This window comes from Bradyrhizobium barranii subsp. barranii (assembly GCF_017565645.3).
In the GTDB taxonomy this organism is placed as follows: Bacteria; Pseudomonadota; Alphaproteobacteria; order Rhizobiales; family Xanthobacteraceae; genus Bradyrhizobium; species Bradyrhizobium barranii.
Genome location: NZ_CP086136.1, coordinates 5,767,869 through 5,784,860, shown reverse-complemented (window position 1 = coordinate 5,784,860; position 16,992 = coordinate 5,767,869). Strand labels below are relative to the sequence as shown.

Here is a 16,992-nt window from a genome sequence, read left to right as displayed (position 1 = left end):
ATGCGTTCAGGCTGGTTCATTTTGTCGAGCCTAATCATTGCGCTTGCGGCCGGCGCCGCGACGCTGCTCGGCTCGACAACGCTTGAGGCGATGAAGTGCAATCAAACGTCGTCGCCTGACGTTTTCCTGGCCTATTGTGCGAACCCGCAGTTTGCCGACTACGAGCACGGCGCCTATTACAAGCATCTCGAGCCCGAAGCGATCGCCAGCGTCGAGAGGGCGGATGTCCTGGTCCTCGGCAGCAGCATCTCCCAGATGACGTTCTCGACTGAGGAGGCCGCTTCCTATTTTGGTCGCCATAAGTTGCGCTATCACGTGATGGGGTTCGGCTACACTGAGGGCGGAAAATTTGGGCTTGCTGTTCTGTCCACGGCGGTCCCGCACGCGCGGCTCTACATCATCCACACGTACCAGTTTTTTTCGGATTTCATTTCGAAGCCCGGCGAAGACGCGATGCAAATGTCATCCACGGGCATCCATCTGAGGAAAAAGTACGGGGTAAGGCTAGCGCACTGGATTTGCGAATATGGGTGGGTCAAGTGTGGAGAAATGTTCGGCTCGATCTATCGAGACAGGGCTACCGGAACGTGGGCTTGGTCCTATTTCCCGGTTTCTGGAACCAAGCCCATCCCGCAGAATGTCGCGATGGCGGCGGCGCCGACTCCAGATACACTTGCGACAGCGGAAAAAATGGCGTCCGCGCTGCGCGTTCCACGCGAATGCATCGTTGTGACGATAACCCCGAATGTCGATGTCGATCTGTCAGACCAGACGCGACGCATCGCGGAGCATATTGGCGCGATTGCAGTGATCCCGCAACTCGACGGGCTGGTTACGCTAGATGGCTATCATCTGGACAAGGCCAGCAGTGAACGGTGGTCGAGCGCTTTCTTCTCAGCTCTCGACGGGGCTGCTGCCCGATGCGGCGCGCTGGAAGCTCCGCGCGCCGAGTTGCGCTGAAGACGCGCTAAAAGACATCCAACACGCACTTAAACGCTAGATGCGCCCTGAATCCGCGCCGGGATAACCTTCTCCCGCGCAACCACATCCCAACGTAGCCATCCGATCACCTTCGTGATCGACCTCTGGCGTGCGGCCGCCGCTCTTTAGAGCGCGCACTTCGTAACCAACCACCTGGAGAGAACAATGAGCCTCGCGCCACTTGTGGCGGCGGGCCCGTTGCGCTTTGGCGCATCGGGTGATGCCGTTCGTCAGATCCAACTCGCCCTGAAGCAGATCGGCTACTCGCTGACCGGAACGGGCTGGTTCGGCCCCGCAACCGACACCGCGGTCGAGACCTTTCAGAAGCGGGCTGGCCTGGTCGTCGACGGCGAGATTGGGCCGAAGACGGCGGCCGCGCTGGATCTCGCTGTAGCCGGCAAGGCGCCGGTGGTGGCACCCGCCCAGGAGATTGGCCGGCCACTCTGGCTGGAAGCCGGTATCAAGCTGATCGGTACGAAAGAGGGGGGCGGAGCGAAGGACAATCCGACCATCATCCAATGGGCCAAGGATGAGGGCGGCGACATCGCCGCGGAGTACACTCATGACTCGATCCCCTGGTGTGCCCTGTTCGCAAACCACTGTCTCACCAAAGTTGGCCTGAAGGGGACCGGCACGCTCTGGGCTCTCGACTTCGCCGGTCACTGGCCGTCGGTCGAGCTCGCCGGCCCAACCGTCGGCGCATTTGCTCCGATGAAACGGACCGGCGGCGGCCACATCATGCAGATCGTTGGTCGTGACCAGCACGGCAACATCATGGGACTAGGCGGCAACCAATCCGATGCCGTCAACATCGAGCCGTTCGCAGTCTCACGCCTCAATAAGGGCTTCTGGTGGCCGGGCTCGGTTCCAGTGCCGCCGGCGAGCCAGATCGGTATCGGTCACCTCCCGTTCGTCCAGAGCAACGGTAAGGTCTCCGTCAACGAGGCCTGATCAAAGGAATTCCGGCAAAGCTGGAATCGCCGCGCGACGCTTCGCGTACCCCGAAAACCAAAGGAAAATCCATGATCCGCTTTGCTAAGGCGGCGCTTTGCGTCGCCGTGCTCTCGGTCGTCGCCATCCTGGCGATCGACCCCAACATTGCCGCCTTCGCGGCCGACGCCGCGGCGCCGGAGACTGTCGCGCAGGCGACGAGCGAGGCCACCAAGGTGACTTGGGCTTACGGCGCCGTCGTGTCGCAGTGGGCGAATGCTGCCGGGACTGTGCTCTTCGCGGTAGCGCTTTGGCTCCTCCGCCAATTGCCAGCTCAGATCTACGCGATCCTGCTCTCGATGCGTGCCGATCAGGTGATCCAGAAGGGGATCGACTACGCAATCAACATGGTCGCGGGAGCCACCAAGGACCGGGTCCTGACGGCCGACGTGCATAACGCCGTGCTTGCCCAAGCGCTGCAGTATGTTCTCGATCATGCCCCAGGTTGGCTTCAGTCCTGGATGGGTGGCCCCGATGCCATCGCGGAGAAGATCGTTGCGCGTTTGAATCTGGCCCCGGAAGCGGTGCCCGACGTCAACAAGGCTGTGGCTGCCGCCACGCCGTCGATCTGAGCTCGACCCAGAAAGGAAGCATCACAATGATCGGATTGATCCGCGCCGTCGCAACCGCGACGGCGCTTTTGGCGTTTGCGGTTGTCCTCAGCGGCTGCGCCGGCACCCGTCTCGGCGACATGATTTCCGCCGTCCAGGGCTACACCATCACGCAGGGCCAGATCGACACCGCCCGCGCAACCTACAACGGCACCGTGCTGGCGCCGTTGCATCGCTACGCGGTATTGCCGCGATGTGGGCCCGGCAAGTCGTTCTCGATCTCGGTGCCGTGTCATGACAAGGCGATGCTGAAGAAGCTGAGCGACGCCGACCTGGTTGTGGCAAAGGCCTTCGATGATACGCAGGACATGGTCACCTCCGGCAACACCTCCGGCTCGGTCGCTGCGTACAAGTCGCTGAACACCGCGATCGACGTCGTCAAGGGGCTGCTGGCAGCCTCCGGCGCCGCGATGCTCTGACCCGCAACATCCTAAAAACACGGAGACTGAACATGGATCCAGCCACAATCCTGGCGGACGTCCAGATCGCGTTGCAGGTCGGCAAGATGGCTTACGACCTCGGTAAGGAATCCGCGCCTTTCCTGATCAAGGCCTATCAGATTGCCTTCGAAAACAAGGTGCTGACGGTCGAGGAACGCGCGGAATTGCGAGCGCAGGAGCAGGCCTACCGCCAGGAGATCGCGGACCAGGTCGCTGCCGACGCATCGTCGCCTGACTAGTTGAGCGAGGGCCAGCCGGATGGCTGACGTTGTGACAACAGCGCTCGCAGGCATGGGACCGGCCGGCGCCGCGATAGCGGTCCTAATGACCGTCGTCACGGCGTTGGTCGGCGCCATCGTCTATCTCTTCAAGCAGAATACCAAACTCCACATCGAGCGGCGCGCCGAGAGCTTGGCCGTCATCAAGCTGATCGAGAGCAACAACACGGCTCTCACCAAGGTGGCGGACTCGACCGACGAGCGGAACAGGGTGACGCAAGAGCTCGCGGAGGCGATCAAGGCTCAGGCGCAGGCTTTCGAGATGGTCAACCAGCGGATCGAATTCTACCACGACGGGAACATCGAGAAGCTGAAGGATCTCGCGACCGCGTTCGCATCACATGCTGATGCAGTGCGCGTGAACACCGCGATGGTGGCCGAGGCCAGAAACGCGAGCCAGGCAGCGGTCACTGGCATATCGGACGTGAGGGTAAAACTCGAGGTGTTGGCAGCGCGGAGGACCCGATGAGTTTCCGATCGATCCTGCGCAAGCTGAGAATACTTTCCCCGTTCGATATCGAGGAGGTTGATCAGGCGGAAGCCGAGAACGTGCTCCGCGACCACGGCGCCGCGATGGATCGCATCAAGGCGATGCCCGCCGGCGTGAGGGAAGCACAAGGCAAGCTCAAGGAGTCAATCGCGTACTCGCGGTCGTCGAGCGAGACGGCCAACAATCCAGATGTCCTGGCCGGCCTGGTCCACGACATGAAATCGATGGGCACGGCAGAGAGAAGGGGACGGGTGAGATGATGTCGCGATCGCTTGAGGGGACCTTCGGAACGCTTTTCGTTCTGCTCGTCTTCGCCGTTTTCATGTTCGGTCTCTACATCGCGCGCGAGATCAAGCAGAACGGCTTCGAGCGCATGCGGTTGCAGGCCGGCATTTCCATTTTCGTTCTGGTCACGGGAATGTCGATCATAACTGGCCGGATTTGGTGGTGGCTTCACTCATCGCCCGTGATCGTCGGGAAGCCGGTTCTGCACGTCGGAGCCGTTACTACGATCCTTGGTATCATCTGCGTCATTCGGGTCTTCGCGCCCGATCACTGGGGCCGCAACGTCTGGATCGGCTCGGTGTTGTTCGCGATCGCGATTGCGATCTCGTTTTCCTTTTTCTGATGGTGGATCTCATGGACCCGTTTTGGGTGTGGATGGCGATGGCCGTTGTCCTGGCCTTTGTCTTTGTGCTGATGGCGGTGCGCTTGTTGGCGATGAGGAAGGTTGGAATTCGCTTCTTCGTGCTAATGGGCGGCGTCGGCGCGCTTCTTCTGGTCAGTATATTGCTGATGGTGTCGACCATAAGCAACGCGCGGGCGGTCGGCAGCCGATATGCTGAATCGCCACTCAAGCCGTGGTTCGACACGCTGCGATCTGCCCTTGGACCGTGCTGCTCTGACGCTGACGGCTACGCGATCTCCGATGCAGATTGGGAGAGCAGGGACGGCCGGTATCGCGTCCGGATCCCGCGCTCGAACGAGGAGGCCGACAAGAACGTCTTGATCTGGGTTGATGTGCCGGATGCGGCGCTGATTACGGTACCGAACCGCGCCGGCCGCACCATGGTCTGGCCGATCTGGGGATACCAGGGTCCATCGATCCGCTGCTTCATGCCGGGGTCGATGACGTAATGAGCCAGGTCAGCGCGATCCTTCGCCGCGGCCGCAGCGGCTTCATGCATTGGTGCCCGGCCTGCGAGCGCATGCATATGCTTCCCGACGGCTGGGCGTTCAACGGTAATCTCGAGCGGCCGACATTCCATCCGAGCTTCAAGCACGGCGGCAAGTTGATCCTGGTCGAGGATGGTCGCTGGACCGGTGACTGGGTCCGCGACAAGGACGGCAAGACCGTCGACGGCACCTGCCACTACATCGTCAGCGAGGGCAAACTCCAATTCTTCGCCGACAGTTGGCATCACCGAACCGATCTCGTGGATATGCCGCCGATCCCGCCGCACTTGATCGACCACTTCGACTGATACAGCGCATGCCCGCGCTGTAAAAGCTGCTGCGTCTTTCGGCGCCGGCAGACCCTGGGGCGATGCGCAAGCATCACTCCCATCCTTGGACCTCCACCCCGCAGCCCGAGAGGGTTGCGGGGCTTTTTTTGTGCCCAAAATTCTAGCCGAATTGGTCCGAGACGCGCCGGAAGGCGGGATGGGCGCGGTTCTTTACCTTCACCCAGTCGCGTGCGGGGCCGGTACCGGCGTTCCCGGTGCTTTGAGACGAGCCCCTCGAGCCCCATGCGGCATGCCGCCTCGAATAGGCCGGGGCCGATGGCGCCGGGCTCAAACGGCGCCGCAAAGATCCCATCGGGCCGGCGGCGCAGCAAGTCGGCCAGCTTGCGCTTGCGCGCAGCGAGGGGCTCGTCGCGGAGGTCGGTACCATCCAGCGCGATCACGTCGAAGGCGTAGAGTTGAGCCTCCTCGTTGTGCTTTCCGGAGTGCAAGGCGTTGAAGTCGGAGATGCCTTGGACATCAAGCACGCAGATCTCGCCGTCGATCGCGAAGCGGCTCGGCTTCATCTTTTTGGCCGTCTCGACGATCCAGGGGAAGCGCCAAGTCCAATCGAGGCCGGCCTTGGAGAGCAGCTTGACGTCGTCGCCGTCGCGGATCACACGCCCGCGGTAACCGTCGTATTTGACTTCGTGGATCCAGTCGGGGCCTGAGGGTACGACCTTCGCCAGCTTCGGGCGGCAGAATTCGAACGCGGTACGCATGAGGTGCAGATAGGGTGTGAATCCCCCAGAAGAAAGGGCCGCCTTGCCGGGCGCCTCCGCCCAAAGTCTATCGACGCCGATCAGCCGTCAGTACAAATACCGATAGACAGCGACGCTCCACGCGCATTAGTTGCACCCTTTTGATTGAAGGGTTTGGAATGTTGCCCGAGATAGTCGCTTACGGCATCGTCATCGCTGTCGTCGCCGGGGTCGCGTGGGTGATGGCGCAGCGGCTCGGCGCGTCGATGGCCCGCTGGTCTCTCCGTGTTCAGGCCCGCTACATCAAGGCCGGCCAGCCGCCAGGCTACCATGATCGCCTCAAGACGATCCGCGCGCTCTACGCCGCGTGGACTCACGAGGAGGCGACCGTCTGGCAGATGTAGATCGGGCTCCAGGGCTCGGCACCGCCGAGGCGTCCATTCAGTTTCGCCAGCCGTTCTTGTCGACCTCGACCCTGAAGCCGTCGGGCATACGGGGCGTCTCGCCCTCCGCCGGACAATTGCAGGTCGGGCAGGGCATGCCAGCACCGCCGCAGTTGCAGGCGCGCTCGCCGAGCCAGGGCCGGTCGGGATGGTTCTCGCAAACCCAGCCGACATCGTCGCAGGGCTGACATCTCATGGTGTGAGCGTTCGCAGCGGCAGGCTGAGCTGCACGGCCGGCGGCCCAGTGTCTTCAATAAAGCCCTGGATGACCTCGGGCACATCGAGTGCCTCCGCGCCGATGCGCCGTTCGAGCTCGCGGGCGACGTCCTCGGAAACATCGCGCGACCAGCCCTCGACCGGGTTGAAGGCGACGACGCGCAGCACTTGGTCATACTGGCCGGCAAGAAGGTCGCTGATCAGCGTAGCGTGGTCGATGCCTTCATCGGTCTCGCGAAAAGCAACGCCATCGCGGAACTCCTCGAGGACCAGGTAGAAGTCCTTGTCGAGCCGATCGTTCGGAATAATTGAGGGCGAGGCCATACGCAGAACTCCACTGACCGGGTTTTAAGGTAGGGCCCGGTCAGTCGAAAAGCGAGTCCGCGCCATCCAGAACCCGGACGTAGGTTCCGCTCTCGTGGTAGAAGATCGCCTGCCGCTCCTTCAGCAGTTCCAGGCCGGCCGCGTATTAGCCGAACCCTTGTCGCGGAATTGATTTTCTCGATGTGAATGCGGCCGTCCTGCTTCGGCTCGACCTCGCGGCAAATCTCGAGCAGGCGTCTGGCTGCCGCCTCTGGCTTGGCATAGGGCCTGTTCTCGGTGAACTTGCTCATTTCGCTCCTATCCCTCGGTGTGCGCGGTCCGGACGTGGCCCGGAATGCTGGCGTTGGTGAGTATGACGCCGCAGAAGCAGCGCGATCGATCGTCGCGTGTCTGTGTCGGCAGCAGTCGCTTCTCGCTCCACATGCGATATTTCCATGCCGTGTCGTCGCGCTCGGTGCGCCAGCGCTCGTAATCGGCATCCGTGATCGTTGGCTTCAGTTTCAGCCATGCACGCTCGAAGTCCGCTCGGCATTCTTCGAAGCTCTCGCCTGTGCCGTTGCTGCCGGCGCCGACGTCCGTCCCTGGGTAGAAGCCGAGTCTCCATCCCCACTGGTCCACATCCTTCGGCACGCCGGCGCGCGTGCTGATATTGCCGATGCGGACATCACCGTAATAGACGTCCCAACCTTCCTGGTGCGGGTTGTCGTGCGGCTTGCGGGTGAGGATTGGCTCGGTCATGCGACGAATTATGCCGTCAGCCCGGCCGGAGTCGAATCCTCAATATCTTGTGGTGATTAGTTGGCCTTCGGTACCGCATCCCGTGGCCACTCGCGGAGGTCGATGAAACTTTTCCGCTCGCGAGCCCTTGACGGATTCGGAAACTGCTGCGCATAAGGCTGCCCCATTGAATCCCGCCGAACAATGCTTCGGCGCTCCGAGGACCGAAACCATGTTGAGCTTGCGCTCACATATCGTCGCGAAGGCCGCCACCGCACTGCCGTTTATTCGGCCGTGTGATTGGTCGCGCATGTCCGTGACGAAGCAAGGTCCGAGCTATCTGACGCCCGAAAATCTCGGGACATCCATAGCAAGAGCGTAAGGCGGCCGGGAATCCTTCCCCTCCGCCAAATCAGGCGGAGACGGGCAGTGACCCACCAGACCAATCCAGGACTCGAGAAGCGCGACGACCGGACGTTCTCGTCACCGGTTGCGCTCGCCTTCGTGCGCACCGTCGTGGCGCGCCGGCGCATCTCCGAGGCTGAGGCCCGCAAGATCTATCTCGACTATCTCAACCGAACTCAGCCAGGCGCCGACGCGCCGGCCGCGCGCGGCATGACGTGACTTTCGACTTCAGGATGGTTGCCCCTGCGAGGACATAAGGCAACCCGCTGACCGGTACCGGTCTCCTTCAGTGGAGCGGCAAACGGTGGTTTCAGGCAGCGGATGTTTCTTTGTTGGCCGGGCTAGTACCCACTTTTCTTGGAACGTGAGTCGTGATTCAAGGTCGGGATGATACCCGAAGCAAGAGAAGTCCACCTTTCGAGGAAAGATCGCAAGGTGCTTGAGGCGTGCTGTCGCTCACCGGTGACGTTGCAGCGCGATTTGAAGCGGGCGCGGATAGTTCTGTTGGCGGCGGATGGGCGCAGCACCCGGTCGATCGCCAAGGAAGTTGGGGTCCAGCCGCGGATTGTCAGCCTTTGGCGGCATCGCTATGCCGACCATGGCCTTGAAGGGCTGCAAGACAAGCCGCGGCCTGGCAAGCAGCCGATCTATACGAAGACGACCGACAAGCGGATTCTGAAGCTGCTGGATAAGCCGCCACCGCAAGGGTTTGCGCGCTGGACCGGCCCCCTGCTGGCCGAGGCGCTGGGCGATGTCGATGTCCAATATGTCTGGCGGTTCCTGCGCAGCCACAAGATTGACCTGGTGGCTCGCAAGTCCTGGTGCGAGAGCAACGACCCGAACTTTACGGCCAAAGCCGCCGATGTTGTCGGCCTCTATGTCGCGCCGCCGGCGAAGGCCATTGTGCTGTGCGTGGACGAGAAGCCCTCGATCCAGGCTTTGGAGCGAGCGCAGGGTTATCTGAAGTTGCCCAATGGCCGCGCCTTGACCGGCCAAAGCCACGATTACAAGCGGCATGGCACCACAACATTGTTTGCGGCGCTCGAAGTGAGGGTGTCAGTAACTCGGTGTAAGATGGTTTCTGTGAGTTTACCTTTGACAGGAGACTCACATGGCTACGGATTTTTCACCTGAGATTTTGGACCAGCTTCTTGCCGGGGGCAGCCTCAAGCCAGAAGACTTAGCCGGCGAAGACGGGCTTTTCAGACGACTGAAGAAGGCGCTTCTGGAGCGCGCACTGGGTGCGGAGCTGACCCACCACCTTGGCTATGAGAAGGGCGACCCGGCGGGCCGCGGGTCGGGCAACAGCCGCAACGGCACAAGCAGCAAAGCGCTGTTGACGGACGACGGCGAGATCGAGATCGAGGTGCCGCGCGACCGCGCCGGCACGTTCGAACCGGTGATCGTCGCGAAGGGCCAGACCCGCTTCGACGGCTTCGACGAGAAGATCATCAGTCTCTACGGGCGGGGCATGACGGTACGGGAGATCCAGGGCCATCTGGCCGAGCTCTACGGCACCGAGGTGTCCCCCGATCTGATCAGCAAGGTCACCGACGCGATTCTCGACGAGGTCCGCGAATGGCAGAGCCGGCCGCTGGAAGCGATCTATCCGGTGGTCTTCTTCGACGCGCTCAGGGTCAAGATTCGCGATGAGGGGATGGTCAAGAACAAGGCAGTCTACGTCGTGCTGGGCATCACTGCATCGGGCGAGAAAGACGTGCTCGGGCTTTGGATCGAGCAAACCGAAGGCGCCAAATTCTGGCTCAAGGTCATGAACGATCTGAGGAACCGCGGCGTCGCCGACATCCTGATCGCCGTCGTCGACGGTCTGAAGGGCTTTCCCGAGGCGATCAACAGCGTCTTTCCCAAGGCGATGGTCCAGACCTGCATCGTGCATTTGATCCGCAACAGCCTATCCTTCGTGTCCTGGAAGGATCGCAAGGCGATCCTTCCCTCGATCAAGGCGATCTATCATGCCGAGAATGCCGACGCCGCTCTGCTCAGGCTCGAGGACTTCGAAGCCGAGTGGGGCAAGCGCTATCCCGCGATCGGGGCGGCCTGGCGCCGGGCGTGGGAGCACGTCATTCCGTTCTTCGCCTTCGCGCCGGAGATACGCAAAATGATCTATACCACCAACGCGGTCGAGGCGCTGAACCGTTCGCTGCGCAAGATCATCAAAACACGCGGCAGCTTCCCCAACGACGAGGCGGCGATGAAGCTGCTTTACCTCGCCATCAGAAATGCCGGCATCCATTGGCGACGACCGGTTGCATGGACGGCCGCAATGGGCCAGTTTGCCATCCAGTTCGGCGAGCGCTTTGCAGGCTCAGCGGACTGACCCCATGGGGTCAGTCCGCTGACCCCGCAAACCCCTCACAGAGACGCTCTTACACAAAACTTCTGACACTCCCCTCGAAGTCGCCACCGGAAAGATCATCGCGACCCATTCAAAACGCCGGCGCCGCGTCGAGTTTCTCGATTTCATGAACAGCGTCACCGCGGCTTTTCCGAACCGCAAGCTTCACGTCATCCTCGACAACCTCAACACCCATAAAAAGAACGAGGACTGGCTCAAGGCCCACCCCAACGTGCAATTTCATTTCACGCCGACAAGTGCGTCATGGCTCAATCAGGTCGAAGTATGGTTTTCCATCTTGCAGGGGCAGTCGCTCAGCGGCACCTCCTTCACGAGCCTCAAGCAGCTTCAGGAACACATCGATGCCTACGTCAACGCATACAACGACAGAGCCGAGCCCTTCGTCTGGACCAAGAAAAAGGTCCGTCAACGCCGTTTCAAAGGCCGCCGTATCACTCAGCTCTGATTCCGGGTACTAGTCCCGGCCATTTGTGAAATTTCTCGCCGGTATAGCTCAGATGGAGAGCAGCCGTTTTGTAAGCGGAAGCGCGGAGACTCGAGCCCTCCTACCGGCACCACCGCAATGCTCGCAGAACTCAGATCTCATTGAAGGCGAGAGGTCGCGGGTTTGGTCCAATGCTATTCGCACCAAAAACGATGACGTGTTTGGTGGCCTGAATGGACGTTCATTTTGACTTGCGAGTCCGCTATGCTAAGCTGGCCATCACGGCGCTGATGCAACACCGCCGTGACGCCTCAGTTGTCGGAACGTGTTTTAGAACACGTAGGGCTGGATCACGGTGATCCACGCCAGCACGATGACCAGCACCAAGACGGCGTGACCGATTCTACCGGTCATGCCGATTGGTCCGATAGTCAGTCGCACTTCGTCGGCGGACATGCTTCCCTCCTTTCTCCTACCGAAATCTCGCCATCGGCATGGCTAGTTACAGACATGATGGTACCACTGCGGCTGCAGTGAGGCATCCGTTCCTGTACGGGAGTCACCCCATTTCCCGCATAACACGAGGACGTGACCGTCCAACCCGTGGATTTCAACGAGTTAAACGCGACGAGCGGGGGCCTTCGCACAACACGACGATGCTCCGCGAGGTCTCGTCCTTCTGTGAGATCTACAAAGTGACACCGGCGCCGATCGCAATTCTCAGCCGCCAGCACGGATTTCGCGCGCAAGAACGCACCGTGAAAGGCGAGGCGCGCGAGATCCGGATGTAAGCGATTTGTTGCGTCCTTGTCGGCGGCCGACAGGATGATCGGCGGCTTCGCGGTGTAGAGCGGCGGTGTGACCTAGGCATCGACGCGGATATTGGTGGGCACGAGCACGCCGTTCCAGTCGAAGGTAGCCCAGGCCGCTCTCTATTTTGCGAGATCCACAATGCGCGCGTGGCGAAACTGGTAGACGCACCGGATTTAGGTTCCGGCGCTTCGGCGTGTGGGTTCGACTCCCTCCGCGCGCACCATTGCCCCGGTGGCGGAACTCGGTAGACGCCGCTGCCTCAAAAGCAGCTTCCTTGCAGGTTCGAGTCCTGCTCGGGGCACCATCATGCCGAGCCTGGATAGACGCCGGTCGTTCGCCAGATCCGCAGCTTGACGAGTCGCTTCTGGCGGTTGCGCAACTGCTCGTCGAAGAACCCGCCTGGCTCGTTGGCCGCGCCCATCCACGCGATTGACTTTCGCCACGTCAGGCATCCTTCCAGCGCGCCGCGCCGCGCCGCGCCGGCTGCTGCGATACTGCTGGAGCGGCGTCAGGCTGTCCCACCATTCGTTGTAACGGCGTGTCTCGCGCGCCAGGATGGCGTCATGCTCGGCGTCCGTCATTTCCATCCACAGATCCCAGTCGAGATCGTCGTCTTCGTCGATCATGGCTTCGGTCCTCCTATAGGGTAATCGCGCCAGGACGGCCGAACCGGAAAGGTCTCGATCAAATATTTTCGGCCGCCTTCAAGGAAAGCGTTGCCGGACCAGAAAAAGCGGAAGTCGCGCTCCCGTCGCCAAGCGGTTAAGGCATCGGCCCTACACGCCGACATGCGCTCGTTCGATCCGAGCCGGGAGTACCAGAAAGGGGATTCACATGAGCCCGCGGTGGCCCACCACTTTGCGAAATTGCGCAACTTCGCAATTTCACCCTCTCGGCGGATAGCTCAACGCTAGAGCGCCAGGACGGCGGAGCCGCAAGATCGGCGGCAAAACACCACCTGATGACGACGGTTCAACTCCGTCACTGCCGTGCCCATGAGACCCAGACGTAAAACGAGGCGTCACTGCACGCCTATCCATCGAACGCGACGGTGCGCCGGCCGGTAATCAGTCGATTGAGAACTCATGGGGCACCAGATCGCGGCCGTGGCGAAACGGTAGACGCACGCGCTTGAGGGGCGCGCGCCCTGTGCATCCGAGTTCGATTCTCGGCTGCCGCACCAATCCTGCGAAGCTGCGATTAACCGCCGCCGCACTTTTGCGGATCATACCCGGTTATGCTGCAGCTCGGATTAGCGACGCCACACTCGACACGCCCGATCTCGACACTCCAAGCTTTCACGGCGCACTTAAAAGGCCGGCCTGTTGCGCAAGATACGCAAAACTCCCGCCGCTTAAGTTTCACCCGTTCGCTAATTGGCGGTGACTTGGATGCTTCAGGATTTGGAATGAGTAACGCGAGTTTTTCGCCTTCCGCGGCGATCGCAGAGGTGCAGGCAATCGAGAGGACAGCAACAGATAATAAGATCTTCACGTTTACCTCCCTTCACGCTTATGAAAGCGGATAGCTGATCACCGGTAGCGCATGGCGTCGAATCACAAAAAAATACAACCAATGCGCGATGCAGCATTGTCGACTGCTTGAGTGTACCAACTGCCCATGTCCCCATCTGGAGAAGGGACCGGACTGTCGATCCGGGAAGGCGAGTTCGATCCTCGTCATGGGCGCCAAGTAGTGCGGAAGCCGGATAGCCAACTTCCGCACGAGGCTTTAGTTGTTCGGGACAGCCATCATGACTTCGGCCGTTCCACGGATGTCCATGTACGCGTAACTCTTGAAAACCGTGTCAAAGACCACGTCGATTTGCGCGCAGACTTCACGTTCGTTCGACACAGTCATCCGGTCATTGCGAGTGACGCGCTGCCGCTGATCCCGATAACTGATGATCTTGAACGACTCCGGGATGATGAATTTGTCCTGTGCATCGTTTGGGATTCTAACACAAACCGGTCCGCCGATATTGCCCGAGGTTTCGACGGTCCCCGTACCGTACGAGACGCCCGGCGGATCCATTGAGCTCAAGATATTTTTTACAAGCTTCATTCTTGAGCGCGCAGGAATTTGGACTTGTAGATTCTTGTCGTTTACGCGAATGAGAATCTGCGTCCTTTGGAACGGATCGCGTTTGATTGTCACGTATGCCGACTTCCGGTCTTGGATTTCGCTGCGGAATTCTCTAGTGCCGCTTTCCTCGATGGTCCCTTGTGTCAGCTTCACAAACAGGTCGGACTTAGCATCGTTCGGACGATCTCGCGGCGTCCAGTCGATGCTAAGAAAAATCGGATCGGTATCGATCACACTTCCAACAAAGGTAAATCCTATCTCACTCCTGCTCCCGACGCAGGCCTTATACGCTTCGAGGGCGTTATCGTGTCAATCGGCGTTGGACTGGGACCCCCGATCGGCGTCCAAAGGGGACCCCTTTGATCGGCGAGTCTTGATGGTAGCGCTCGCGGCGTCGGAGCTGGCCGGGGTTGCGGAGACGGCGCGAGCGCGGGTTGTTTGATCGTCGTCGCGGCTTTTAAAGCGCCAGCTGTCGTTACCGGTCTCGACGATGTCGCAGTGATGAGTCAGCCGGTCGAGCAGCGCGGTCGTCATCTTGGCATCGCCGAACACGCTCGGCCACTCGCCGAATGCCAGATTGGTGGTGACGAGGACGGAGGCGCGCTCATAAAGCCGGCTGACGAGGTGGAAGAGAAGCTGACCGCCGGACTGGGCAAAGGGCAAATATCCGAGCTCGTCCAGGACAATGAAGTCCATGCGGGTTAGGTGCTCGGCAAGCCGGCCCTGTCGCCCGTTGCGGGTCTCGGTCTCGAGGCGGTTGACGAGGTCGACCACGTTATAGAAGCGGCCACGGGCGCCGGATCGGATGCAGCTTCGCGCGATAGCGATGGCCAGATGGGTCTTGCCGGTGCCCGTTCCACCGACCAGGACGACGTTGCGTTGCTGGGCGATGAAGCCGCCGCCGGCGAGATCATTGACAAGCGTCTGGTTGATCGGCGTGGCGTCGAACTGGAAGTCTGCGATGTCCTTTGCAAGCGGCAACTTGGCGATGGTGAGCTGGTATTTGATCGAGCGGGCCTGCTTCTCGTTGATCTCGGCGGAGAGCAGATCGCCGACGATGCGCTGGGGTTCGTGCTGGCGTTTGACGGCGGTCGCCATGATCTCGTCGAAGGCGGCCTTCATGCCGTAGAGCTTAAGCTCGCCCATGAGATCGAAGATTTGGGTTCGTTCCATCAGTTTGTCCTCCGGAGGTTGTCGTAGCGGGCACAATCGGCGATCGGCGCATGGCGAAGCGTCAAGGCGGCCGGCGTCATGATGTTGGCCGGTGGGGCAGGTTCACGTTGACGAGCCAGGATGTTGAGCACGACATCGGCGGAATGAACGCCATGAGCGACCGCCTCGGCGCAGGCGGCTTCCACCGCGGGCAATCCGTCTGTCAGCACCGCATTGAGGATATCGACCATCTGTCGATTGCCATCGTCGGCACCGGCGAGTTTGCGCCGTACACGCTCAATCGCTGCGGGCAGCACCCAGTCCTTGAAGGGAGCGCCATTACGCAAGGCACCGGGCTTGCGCACAAGCACGGGCACATAGTGCCAAGGGTCGTAGACCGTCTCGCCGCGACCGAATGATCGCGGATGTTCGGCAACGACCCGGCCGTCCTGGCGGATCACGATGCGGTCCGCATAAGCCTGGACCTCAATGGGCCGCCCGACCGCGCTTGCCGCAACCGAGTACTTGTTGTTGTCGAAGCGCACCAGGCAGGTCTTGGAGACCGAGGCCGGGACGGCATGGAAGCCATCGAACCGACCTGCATAAGGCACGAGATTGGGTCGCTCGGCCTCGAAGATCTCCCAGACAGTCCGGTCGGCGAACTCTGGATGCCGATGCGCCTTGGCGTAGGCGATACATTTATCGAGCAACCAGGCGTTCAGCTCGTCCAATGTCTTGAAGCGCAGTCGCGGGGTGAAAAAGCGTTCGCGGACCAACCCGACCTGGTTCTCGACCTGTCCCTTCTCCCAGCCCGACGCTGGCGTGCAGGCAACCGGATCGACCAGATAATGGCTACACATCTGCAGGAAGCGCTGATTGTAGAGGCGGCCTTTGCCGACAAAGATCGTCTCCACCGCCGTCTTCATGTTGTCGTAGATGCCGCGCCGGCAAGTCCCCTTGAACAGTGCGAACGCCCGGTCGTGGGCGTCAAACACCATCTCCTGCGTCTCGCGCGGATAGGCCCGAACAAACAGCATCCGACTGTGGCAAAGCCGGACATGCGCCGCCTTCACGACCACCGTGGTTCCGCTCAACAGGACGACTTCGTGGCTCCAATCAAACTGGTAGGCTTCGCCGGGCGCAAAGCTCAACGGCACATAAGCTGAGGTCGTCGAGGCGCCACGCTCTCGGCTCCACCGCCGCGCATAGCGACGAACCGCGTCGTAGCCGCCGGCATATCCGAGGCCGCGAAGCTCTTCGAACAAGCGAATCAGCGTCAGCCGTTCGCGCGTCGTCTTGCTCTCGTTCGCCGCCAGCAACCGGTCAAGCTCGGCACTCCACGGGCCCATCTTCGGAAGCGGCTGCGTCTCTCGCTCGTACCGGAACTCCGTCGCCTCCGAGCGGATGACCTTGCGGACCACCTTGCGCGATACGCCAAGCTCCCGGCAGATCGCCTTGATCGGCTGACCATGAACAAAATAAGCGCGACGGATCTTCGCAATCGTCTCCACCACCAGCATCCCAACCTCGGCTTCCATGACTTGATGGAAGCCACTGTGGACCCTTGTCCCGGGGTCCCGATTGGATGCCGATTACCCCGAATACGGGGTCCTTATTCCATGCCGAAACACAGTCCTGCTCGGCGATTTCGAGATCGTCCAGCGCCTGGGCGTAGCGCGCCCGTGCCGAATCCTCGTCTTCAACCGCACGCTCCATGAGGCGCATGTAGCGGTCCCTCTGCTCGGCGTATCGCTCGCAGCTATTGCACATGATCATCGCGAAGGAATGGGCACCAGCCGCGTGTGGGATCGTAAAGCCAGCAGGTGAGGTGGGATCTGACGAAGCCGTCCGGCGCAACGCCAGGGACATCCTTGCAGTCATTGTCGAAGTCCGTGCAGCGGTGCTCTCGCCCCAGCGGGTCTCCGGTCTTTGGCTTGGTGTCGGTCTTGCCCATCCGTTATCCTGGTCGCGTAGCTCAACTGGACAGAGCGCCGGGCTCCTATCCCGGAGGTTGCCGGTTCGAGTCCGGCCGTGATCGCCACT

The 16,992-nt window shown here is 61.0% G+C and carries 21 protein-coding genes, 8 tRNA genes and 3 pseudogenes; 23 read left to right on the top strand and 9 right to left on the bottom strand.

Translation table 11 applies throughout. From position 1 onward, the window contains the following. From J4G43_RS27890 to J4G43_RS27845, 10 genes are all read left to right on the top strand, one after another. Positions 1 to 960 (top strand): hypothetical protein, encoded by a 960-nt coding sequence (locus J4G43_RS27890; protein ID WP_208086926.1) that lies wholly within the window; start codon positions 1 to 3, stop codon positions 958 to 960. A 186-nt stretch (positions 961 to 1,146) separates the two neighbouring features. Further along, complete coding sequence (locus J4G43_RS27885; protein ID WP_208086925.1) at positions 1,147 to 1,932, top strand: NlpC/P60 family protein; 786 nt, start codon at positions 1,147 to 1,149, stop codon at positions 1,930 to 1,932. A gap of 71 nt (positions 1,933 to 2,003) precedes the next feature. Continuing rightward, complete coding sequence (locus J4G43_RS27880; protein ID WP_049831834.1) at positions 2,004 to 2,543, top strand: hypothetical protein; 540 nt, start codon at positions 2,004 to 2,006, stop codon at positions 2,541 to 2,543. Between the two features lie 26 nt (positions 2,544 to 2,569). Further along, the gene (locus J4G43_RS27875; RefSeq protein WP_028151859.1) at positions 2,570 to 3,001 is read left to right on the top strand and encodes a hypothetical protein; all 432 of its coding nucleotides are present in this window, start codon (positions 2,570 to 2,572) and stop codon (positions 2,999 to 3,001) included. A 32-nt stretch (positions 3,002 to 3,033) separates the two neighbouring features. Continuing rightward, entirely contained in the window at positions 3,034 to 3,261 is a 228-nt protein-coding gene (locus J4G43_RS27870) for a hypothetical protein (RefSeq protein WP_028151860.1), read from the top strand. 19 nt (positions 3,262 to 3,280) lie between these two features. Next, the gene (locus tag J4G43_RS27865) at positions 3,281 to 3,769 is read left to right on the top strand and encodes a hypothetical protein (protein ID WP_208086924.1); all 489 of its coding nucleotides are present in this window, start codon (positions 3,281 to 3,283) and stop codon (positions 3,767 to 3,769) included. Next, positions 3,766 to 4,050: a hypothetical protein gene (locus tag J4G43_RS27860; RefSeq protein WP_208086923.1), complete on the top strand. Its 285-nt coding sequence runs from the start codon at positions 3,766 to 3,768 to the stop codon at positions 4,048 to 4,050. Before J4G43_RS27865 ends, J4G43_RS27860 begins: the two co-directional genes overlap by 4 nt. Then, on the top strand, positions 4,047 to 4,418 hold the full coding sequence (locus J4G43_RS27855; protein ID WP_208086922.1) for a hypothetical protein: 372 nt from the start codon (positions 4,047 to 4,049) through the stop codon (positions 4,416 to 4,418). Before J4G43_RS27860 ends, J4G43_RS27855 begins: the two co-directional genes overlap by 4 nt. Before the next feature lie 125 nt (positions 4,419 to 4,543). Next, the gene (locus J4G43_RS27850; RefSeq protein WP_208089432.1) at positions 4,544 to 4,927 is read left to right on the top strand and encodes a hypothetical protein; all 384 of its coding nucleotides are present in this window, start codon (positions 4,544 to 4,546) and stop codon (positions 4,925 to 4,927) included. After that, positions 4,927 to 5,274, top strand: coding sequence for a ubiquitination-like system serine protease family protein (locus tag J4G43_RS27845; RefSeq protein WP_208086921.1), 348 nt, complete (start codon positions 4,927 to 4,929; stop codon positions 5,272 to 5,274). The genes J4G43_RS27850 and J4G43_RS27845 overlap by 1 nt, the downstream gene beginning before the upstream one ends. Here J4G43_RS27845 and J4G43_RS27840 read toward each other — a convergent pair. Further along, positions 5,211 to 5,912 carry an ATP-dependent DNA ligase gene (locus J4G43_RS27840; protein WP_249814654.1) on the bottom strand — a complete coding sequence of 234 codons (702 nt, stop codon included), beginning with the start codon at positions 5,910 to 5,912 and terminating at the stop codon, positions 5,211 to 5,213. The genes J4G43_RS27845 and J4G43_RS27840 overlap by 64 nt on opposite strands. 260 nt (positions 5,913 to 6,172) lie before the next feature. Here J4G43_RS27840 and J4G43_RS27835 point away from each other — a divergent pair, with 260 nt between their 5' ends. Continuing rightward, positions 6,173 to 6,397 (top strand): hypothetical protein, encoded by a 225-nt coding sequence (locus tag J4G43_RS27835; RefSeq protein ID WP_208086920.1) that lies wholly within the window; start codon positions 6,173 to 6,175, stop codon positions 6,395 to 6,397. Positions 6,398 to 6,434: 37 nt separating this feature from the next. On the opposite strand, the gene J4G43_RS27830 is transcribed toward J4G43_RS27835, so the two are convergent. The 3 genes from J4G43_RS27830 to J4G43_RS27820 all read right to left on the bottom strand — a co-directional run bounded on the left by J4G43_RS27830 (position 6,435) and on the right by J4G43_RS27820 (position 7,714). Continuing rightward, on the bottom strand, positions 6,435 to 6,632 hold the full coding sequence (locus J4G43_RS27830) for a hypothetical protein (RefSeq protein ID WP_208089618.1): 198 nt from the start codon (positions 6,630 to 6,632) through the stop codon (positions 6,435 to 6,437). Then, positions 6,629 to 6,976 (bottom strand): hypothetical protein, encoded by a 348-nt coding sequence (locus J4G43_RS27825; RefSeq protein WP_321576274.1) that lies wholly within the window; start codon positions 6,974 to 6,976, stop codon positions 6,629 to 6,631. The genes J4G43_RS27830 and J4G43_RS27825 overlap by 4 nt, the downstream gene beginning before the upstream one ends. Before the next feature lie 297 nt (positions 6,977 to 7,273). Beyond that, a complete protein-coding gene (locus tag J4G43_RS27820) occupies positions 7,274 to 7,714 on the bottom strand; it encodes a hypothetical protein (protein ID WP_208086919.1) in 441 nt (146 codons plus the stop codon). Between the two features lie 408 nt (positions 7,715 to 8,122). Here J4G43_RS27820 and J4G43_RS27815 point away from each other — a divergent pair, with 408 nt between their 5' ends. From J4G43_RS27815 to J4G43_RS27795, 5 genes and pseudogenes are all read left to right on the top strand, one after another. Next, complete coding sequence (locus tag J4G43_RS27815) at positions 8,123 to 8,317, top strand: hypothetical protein (RefSeq protein WP_208086918.1); 195 nt, start codon at positions 8,123 to 8,125, stop codon at positions 8,315 to 8,317. A 168-nt stretch (positions 8,318 to 8,485) separates the two neighbouring features. Beyond that, positions 8,486 to 9,148: pseudogene (locus J4G43_RS27810) on the top strand (IS630-like element ISRj1 family transposase); the annotation flags it as partial. 61 nt (positions 9,149 to 9,209) lie between these two features. Then, complete coding sequence (locus J4G43_RS27805; RefSeq protein WP_038960272.1) at positions 9,210 to 10,436, top strand: IS256 family transposase; 1,227 nt, start codon at positions 9,210 to 9,212, stop codon at positions 10,434 to 10,436. A gap of 73 nt (positions 10,437 to 10,509) precedes the next feature. Continuing rightward, positions 10,510 to 10,920, top strand: a pseudogene (locus J4G43_RS27800) (IS630 family transposase); the annotation flags it as partial. Between the two features lie 37 nt (positions 10,921 to 10,957). Continuing rightward, positions 10,958 to 11,032, top strand: a tRNA-Thr gene (locus tag J4G43_RS27795). A gap of 197 nt (positions 11,033 to 11,229) precedes the next feature. Here the strand turns inward: J4G43_RS27795 and J4G43_RS55375 are convergent. Further along, entirely contained in the window at positions 11,230 to 11,355 is a 126-nt protein-coding gene (locus tag J4G43_RS55375; RefSeq protein ID WP_256461296.1) for a hypothetical protein, read from the bottom strand. 497 nt (positions 11,356 to 11,852) lie between these two features. On the opposite strand from J4G43_RS55375, the gene J4G43_RS27790 reads away from it, so the two are divergent. From J4G43_RS27790 to J4G43_RS27765, 6 genes are all read left to right on the top strand, one after another. Beyond that, a tRNA-Leu gene (locus tag J4G43_RS27790) sits at positions 11,853 to 11,935 on the top strand. A 2-nt stretch (positions 11,936 to 11,937) separates the two neighbouring features. Then, positions 11,938 to 12,016: transfer RNA gene (locus J4G43_RS27785), tRNA-Leu, on the top strand. A 440-nt stretch (positions 12,017 to 12,456) separates the two neighbouring features. Then, positions 12,457 to 12,532 (top strand) — tRNA-Val (locus J4G43_RS27780). A gap of 73 nt (positions 12,533 to 12,605) precedes the next feature. Next, positions 12,606 to 12,703, top strand: a tRNA-OTHER gene (locus J4G43_RS27775). Between the two features lie 109 nt (positions 12,704 to 12,812). Further along, positions 12,813 to 12,895, top strand: a tRNA-Leu gene (locus tag J4G43_RS27770). A 433-nt stretch (positions 12,896 to 13,328) separates the two neighbouring features. Then, a tRNA-Asp gene (locus tag J4G43_RS27765) sits at positions 13,329 to 13,403 on the top strand. 40 nt (positions 13,404 to 13,443) lie between these two features. Here the strand turns inward: J4G43_RS27765 and J4G43_RS27760 are convergent. The 4 genes and pseudogenes from J4G43_RS27760 to J4G43_RS27745 all read right to left on the bottom strand — a co-directional run bounded on the left by J4G43_RS27760 (position 13,444) and on the right by J4G43_RS27745 (position 16,903). Continuing rightward, positions 13,444 to 14,031: a hypothetical protein gene (locus J4G43_RS27760; protein WP_208086917.1), complete on the bottom strand. Its 588-nt coding sequence runs from the start codon at positions 14,029 to 14,031 to the stop codon at positions 13,444 to 13,446. A 75-nt stretch (positions 14,032 to 14,106) separates the two neighbouring features. After that, positions 14,107 to 14,970, bottom strand: a complete 864-nt coding sequence (gene istB, locus J4G43_RS27755) for an IS21-like element helper ATPase IstB (protein ID WP_208083951.1) — start codon at positions 14,968 to 14,970, stop codon at positions 14,107 to 14,109. Beyond that, a pseudogene (gene istA / locus J4G43_RS27750) lies at positions 14,930 to 16,469 on the bottom strand (IS21 family transposase). Before istA ends, istB begins: the two are co-directional and overlap by 41 nt. Before the next feature lie 239 nt (positions 16,470 to 16,708). Next, the gene (locus J4G43_RS27745) at positions 16,709 to 16,903 is read right to left on the bottom strand and encodes a hypothetical protein (RefSeq protein ID WP_200890010.1); all 195 of its coding nucleotides are present in this window, start codon (positions 16,901 to 16,903) and stop codon (positions 16,709 to 16,711) included. 10 nt (positions 16,904 to 16,913) lie between these two features. Here J4G43_RS27745 and J4G43_RS27740 point away from each other — a divergent pair. Continuing rightward, a tRNA-Arg gene (locus J4G43_RS27740) sits at positions 16,914 to 16,990 on the top strand. The last annotated feature ends 2 nt before the right edge of the window (positions 16,991 to 16,992 follow it).

Coding starts and splice junctions, on each gene's coding strand:
- J4G43_RS27890 (WP_208086926.1), top strand. CDS start 1: ATGCGTTCAGGCTGGTTCATTTTGTCGAGCCTAATCATTGCGCTTGCG.
- J4G43_RS27885 (WP_208086925.1), top strand. CDS start 1,147: ATGAGCCTCGCGCCACTTGTGGCGGCGGGCCCGTTGCGCTTTGGCGCA.
- J4G43_RS27880 (WP_049831834.1), top strand. CDS start 2,004: ATGATCCGCTTTGCTAAGGCGGCGCTTTGCGTCGCCGTGCTCTCGGTC.
- J4G43_RS27875 (WP_028151859.1), top strand. CDS start 2,570: ATGATCGGATTGATCCGCGCCGTCGCAACCGCGACGGCGCTTTTGGCG.
- J4G43_RS27870 (WP_028151860.1), top strand. CDS start 3,034: ATGGATCCAGCCACAATCCTGGCGGACGTCCAGATCGCGTTGCAGGTC.
- J4G43_RS27865 (WP_208086924.1), top strand. CDS start 3,281: ATGGCTGACGTTGTGACAACAGCGCTCGCAGGCATGGGACCGGCCGGC.
- J4G43_RS27860 (WP_208086923.1), top strand. CDS start 3,766: ATGAGTTTCCGATCGATCCTGCGCAAGCTGAGAATACTTTCCCCGTTC.
- J4G43_RS27855 (WP_208086922.1), top strand. CDS start 4,047: ATGATGTCGCGATCGCTTGAGGGGACCTTCGGAACGCTTTTCGTTCTG.
- J4G43_RS27850 (WP_208089432.1), top strand. CDS start 4,544: ATGGGCGGCGTCGGCGCGCTTCTTCTGGTCAGTATATTGCTGATGGTG.
- J4G43_RS27845 (WP_208086921.1), top strand. CDS start 4,927: ATGAGCCAGGTCAGCGCGATCCTTCGCCGCGGCCGCAGCGGCTTCATG.
- J4G43_RS27835 (WP_208086920.1), top strand. CDS start 6,173: ATGTTGCCCGAGATAGTCGCTTACGGCATCGTCATCGCTGTCGTCGCC.
- J4G43_RS27830 (WP_208089618.1), bottom strand. CDS start 6,632: ATGAGATGTCAGCCCTGCGACGATGTCGGCTGGGTTTGCGAGAACCAT.
- J4G43_RS27825 (WP_321576274.1), bottom strand. CDS start 6,976: ATGGCCTCGCCCTCAATTATTCCGAACGATCGGCTCGACAAGGACTTC.
- J4G43_RS27820 (WP_208086919.1), bottom strand. CDS start 7,714: ATGACCGAGCCAATCCTCACCCGCAAGCCGCACGACAACCCGCACCAG.
- J4G43_RS27805 (WP_038960272.1), top strand. CDS start 9,210: ATGGCTACGGATTTTTCACCTGAGATTTTGGACCAGCTTCTTGCCGGG.
- J4G43_RS55375 (WP_256461296.1), bottom strand. CDS start 11,355: ATGTCCGCCGACGAAGTGCGACTGACTATCGGACCAATCGGCATGACC.
- istB (WP_208083951.1), bottom strand. CDS start 14,970: ATGGAACGAACCCAAATCTTCGATCTCATGGGCGAGCTTAAGCTCTAC.
- J4G43_RS27745 (WP_200890010.1), bottom strand. CDS start 16,903: ATGGGCAAGACCGACACCAAGCCAAAGACCGGAGACCCGCTGGGGCGA.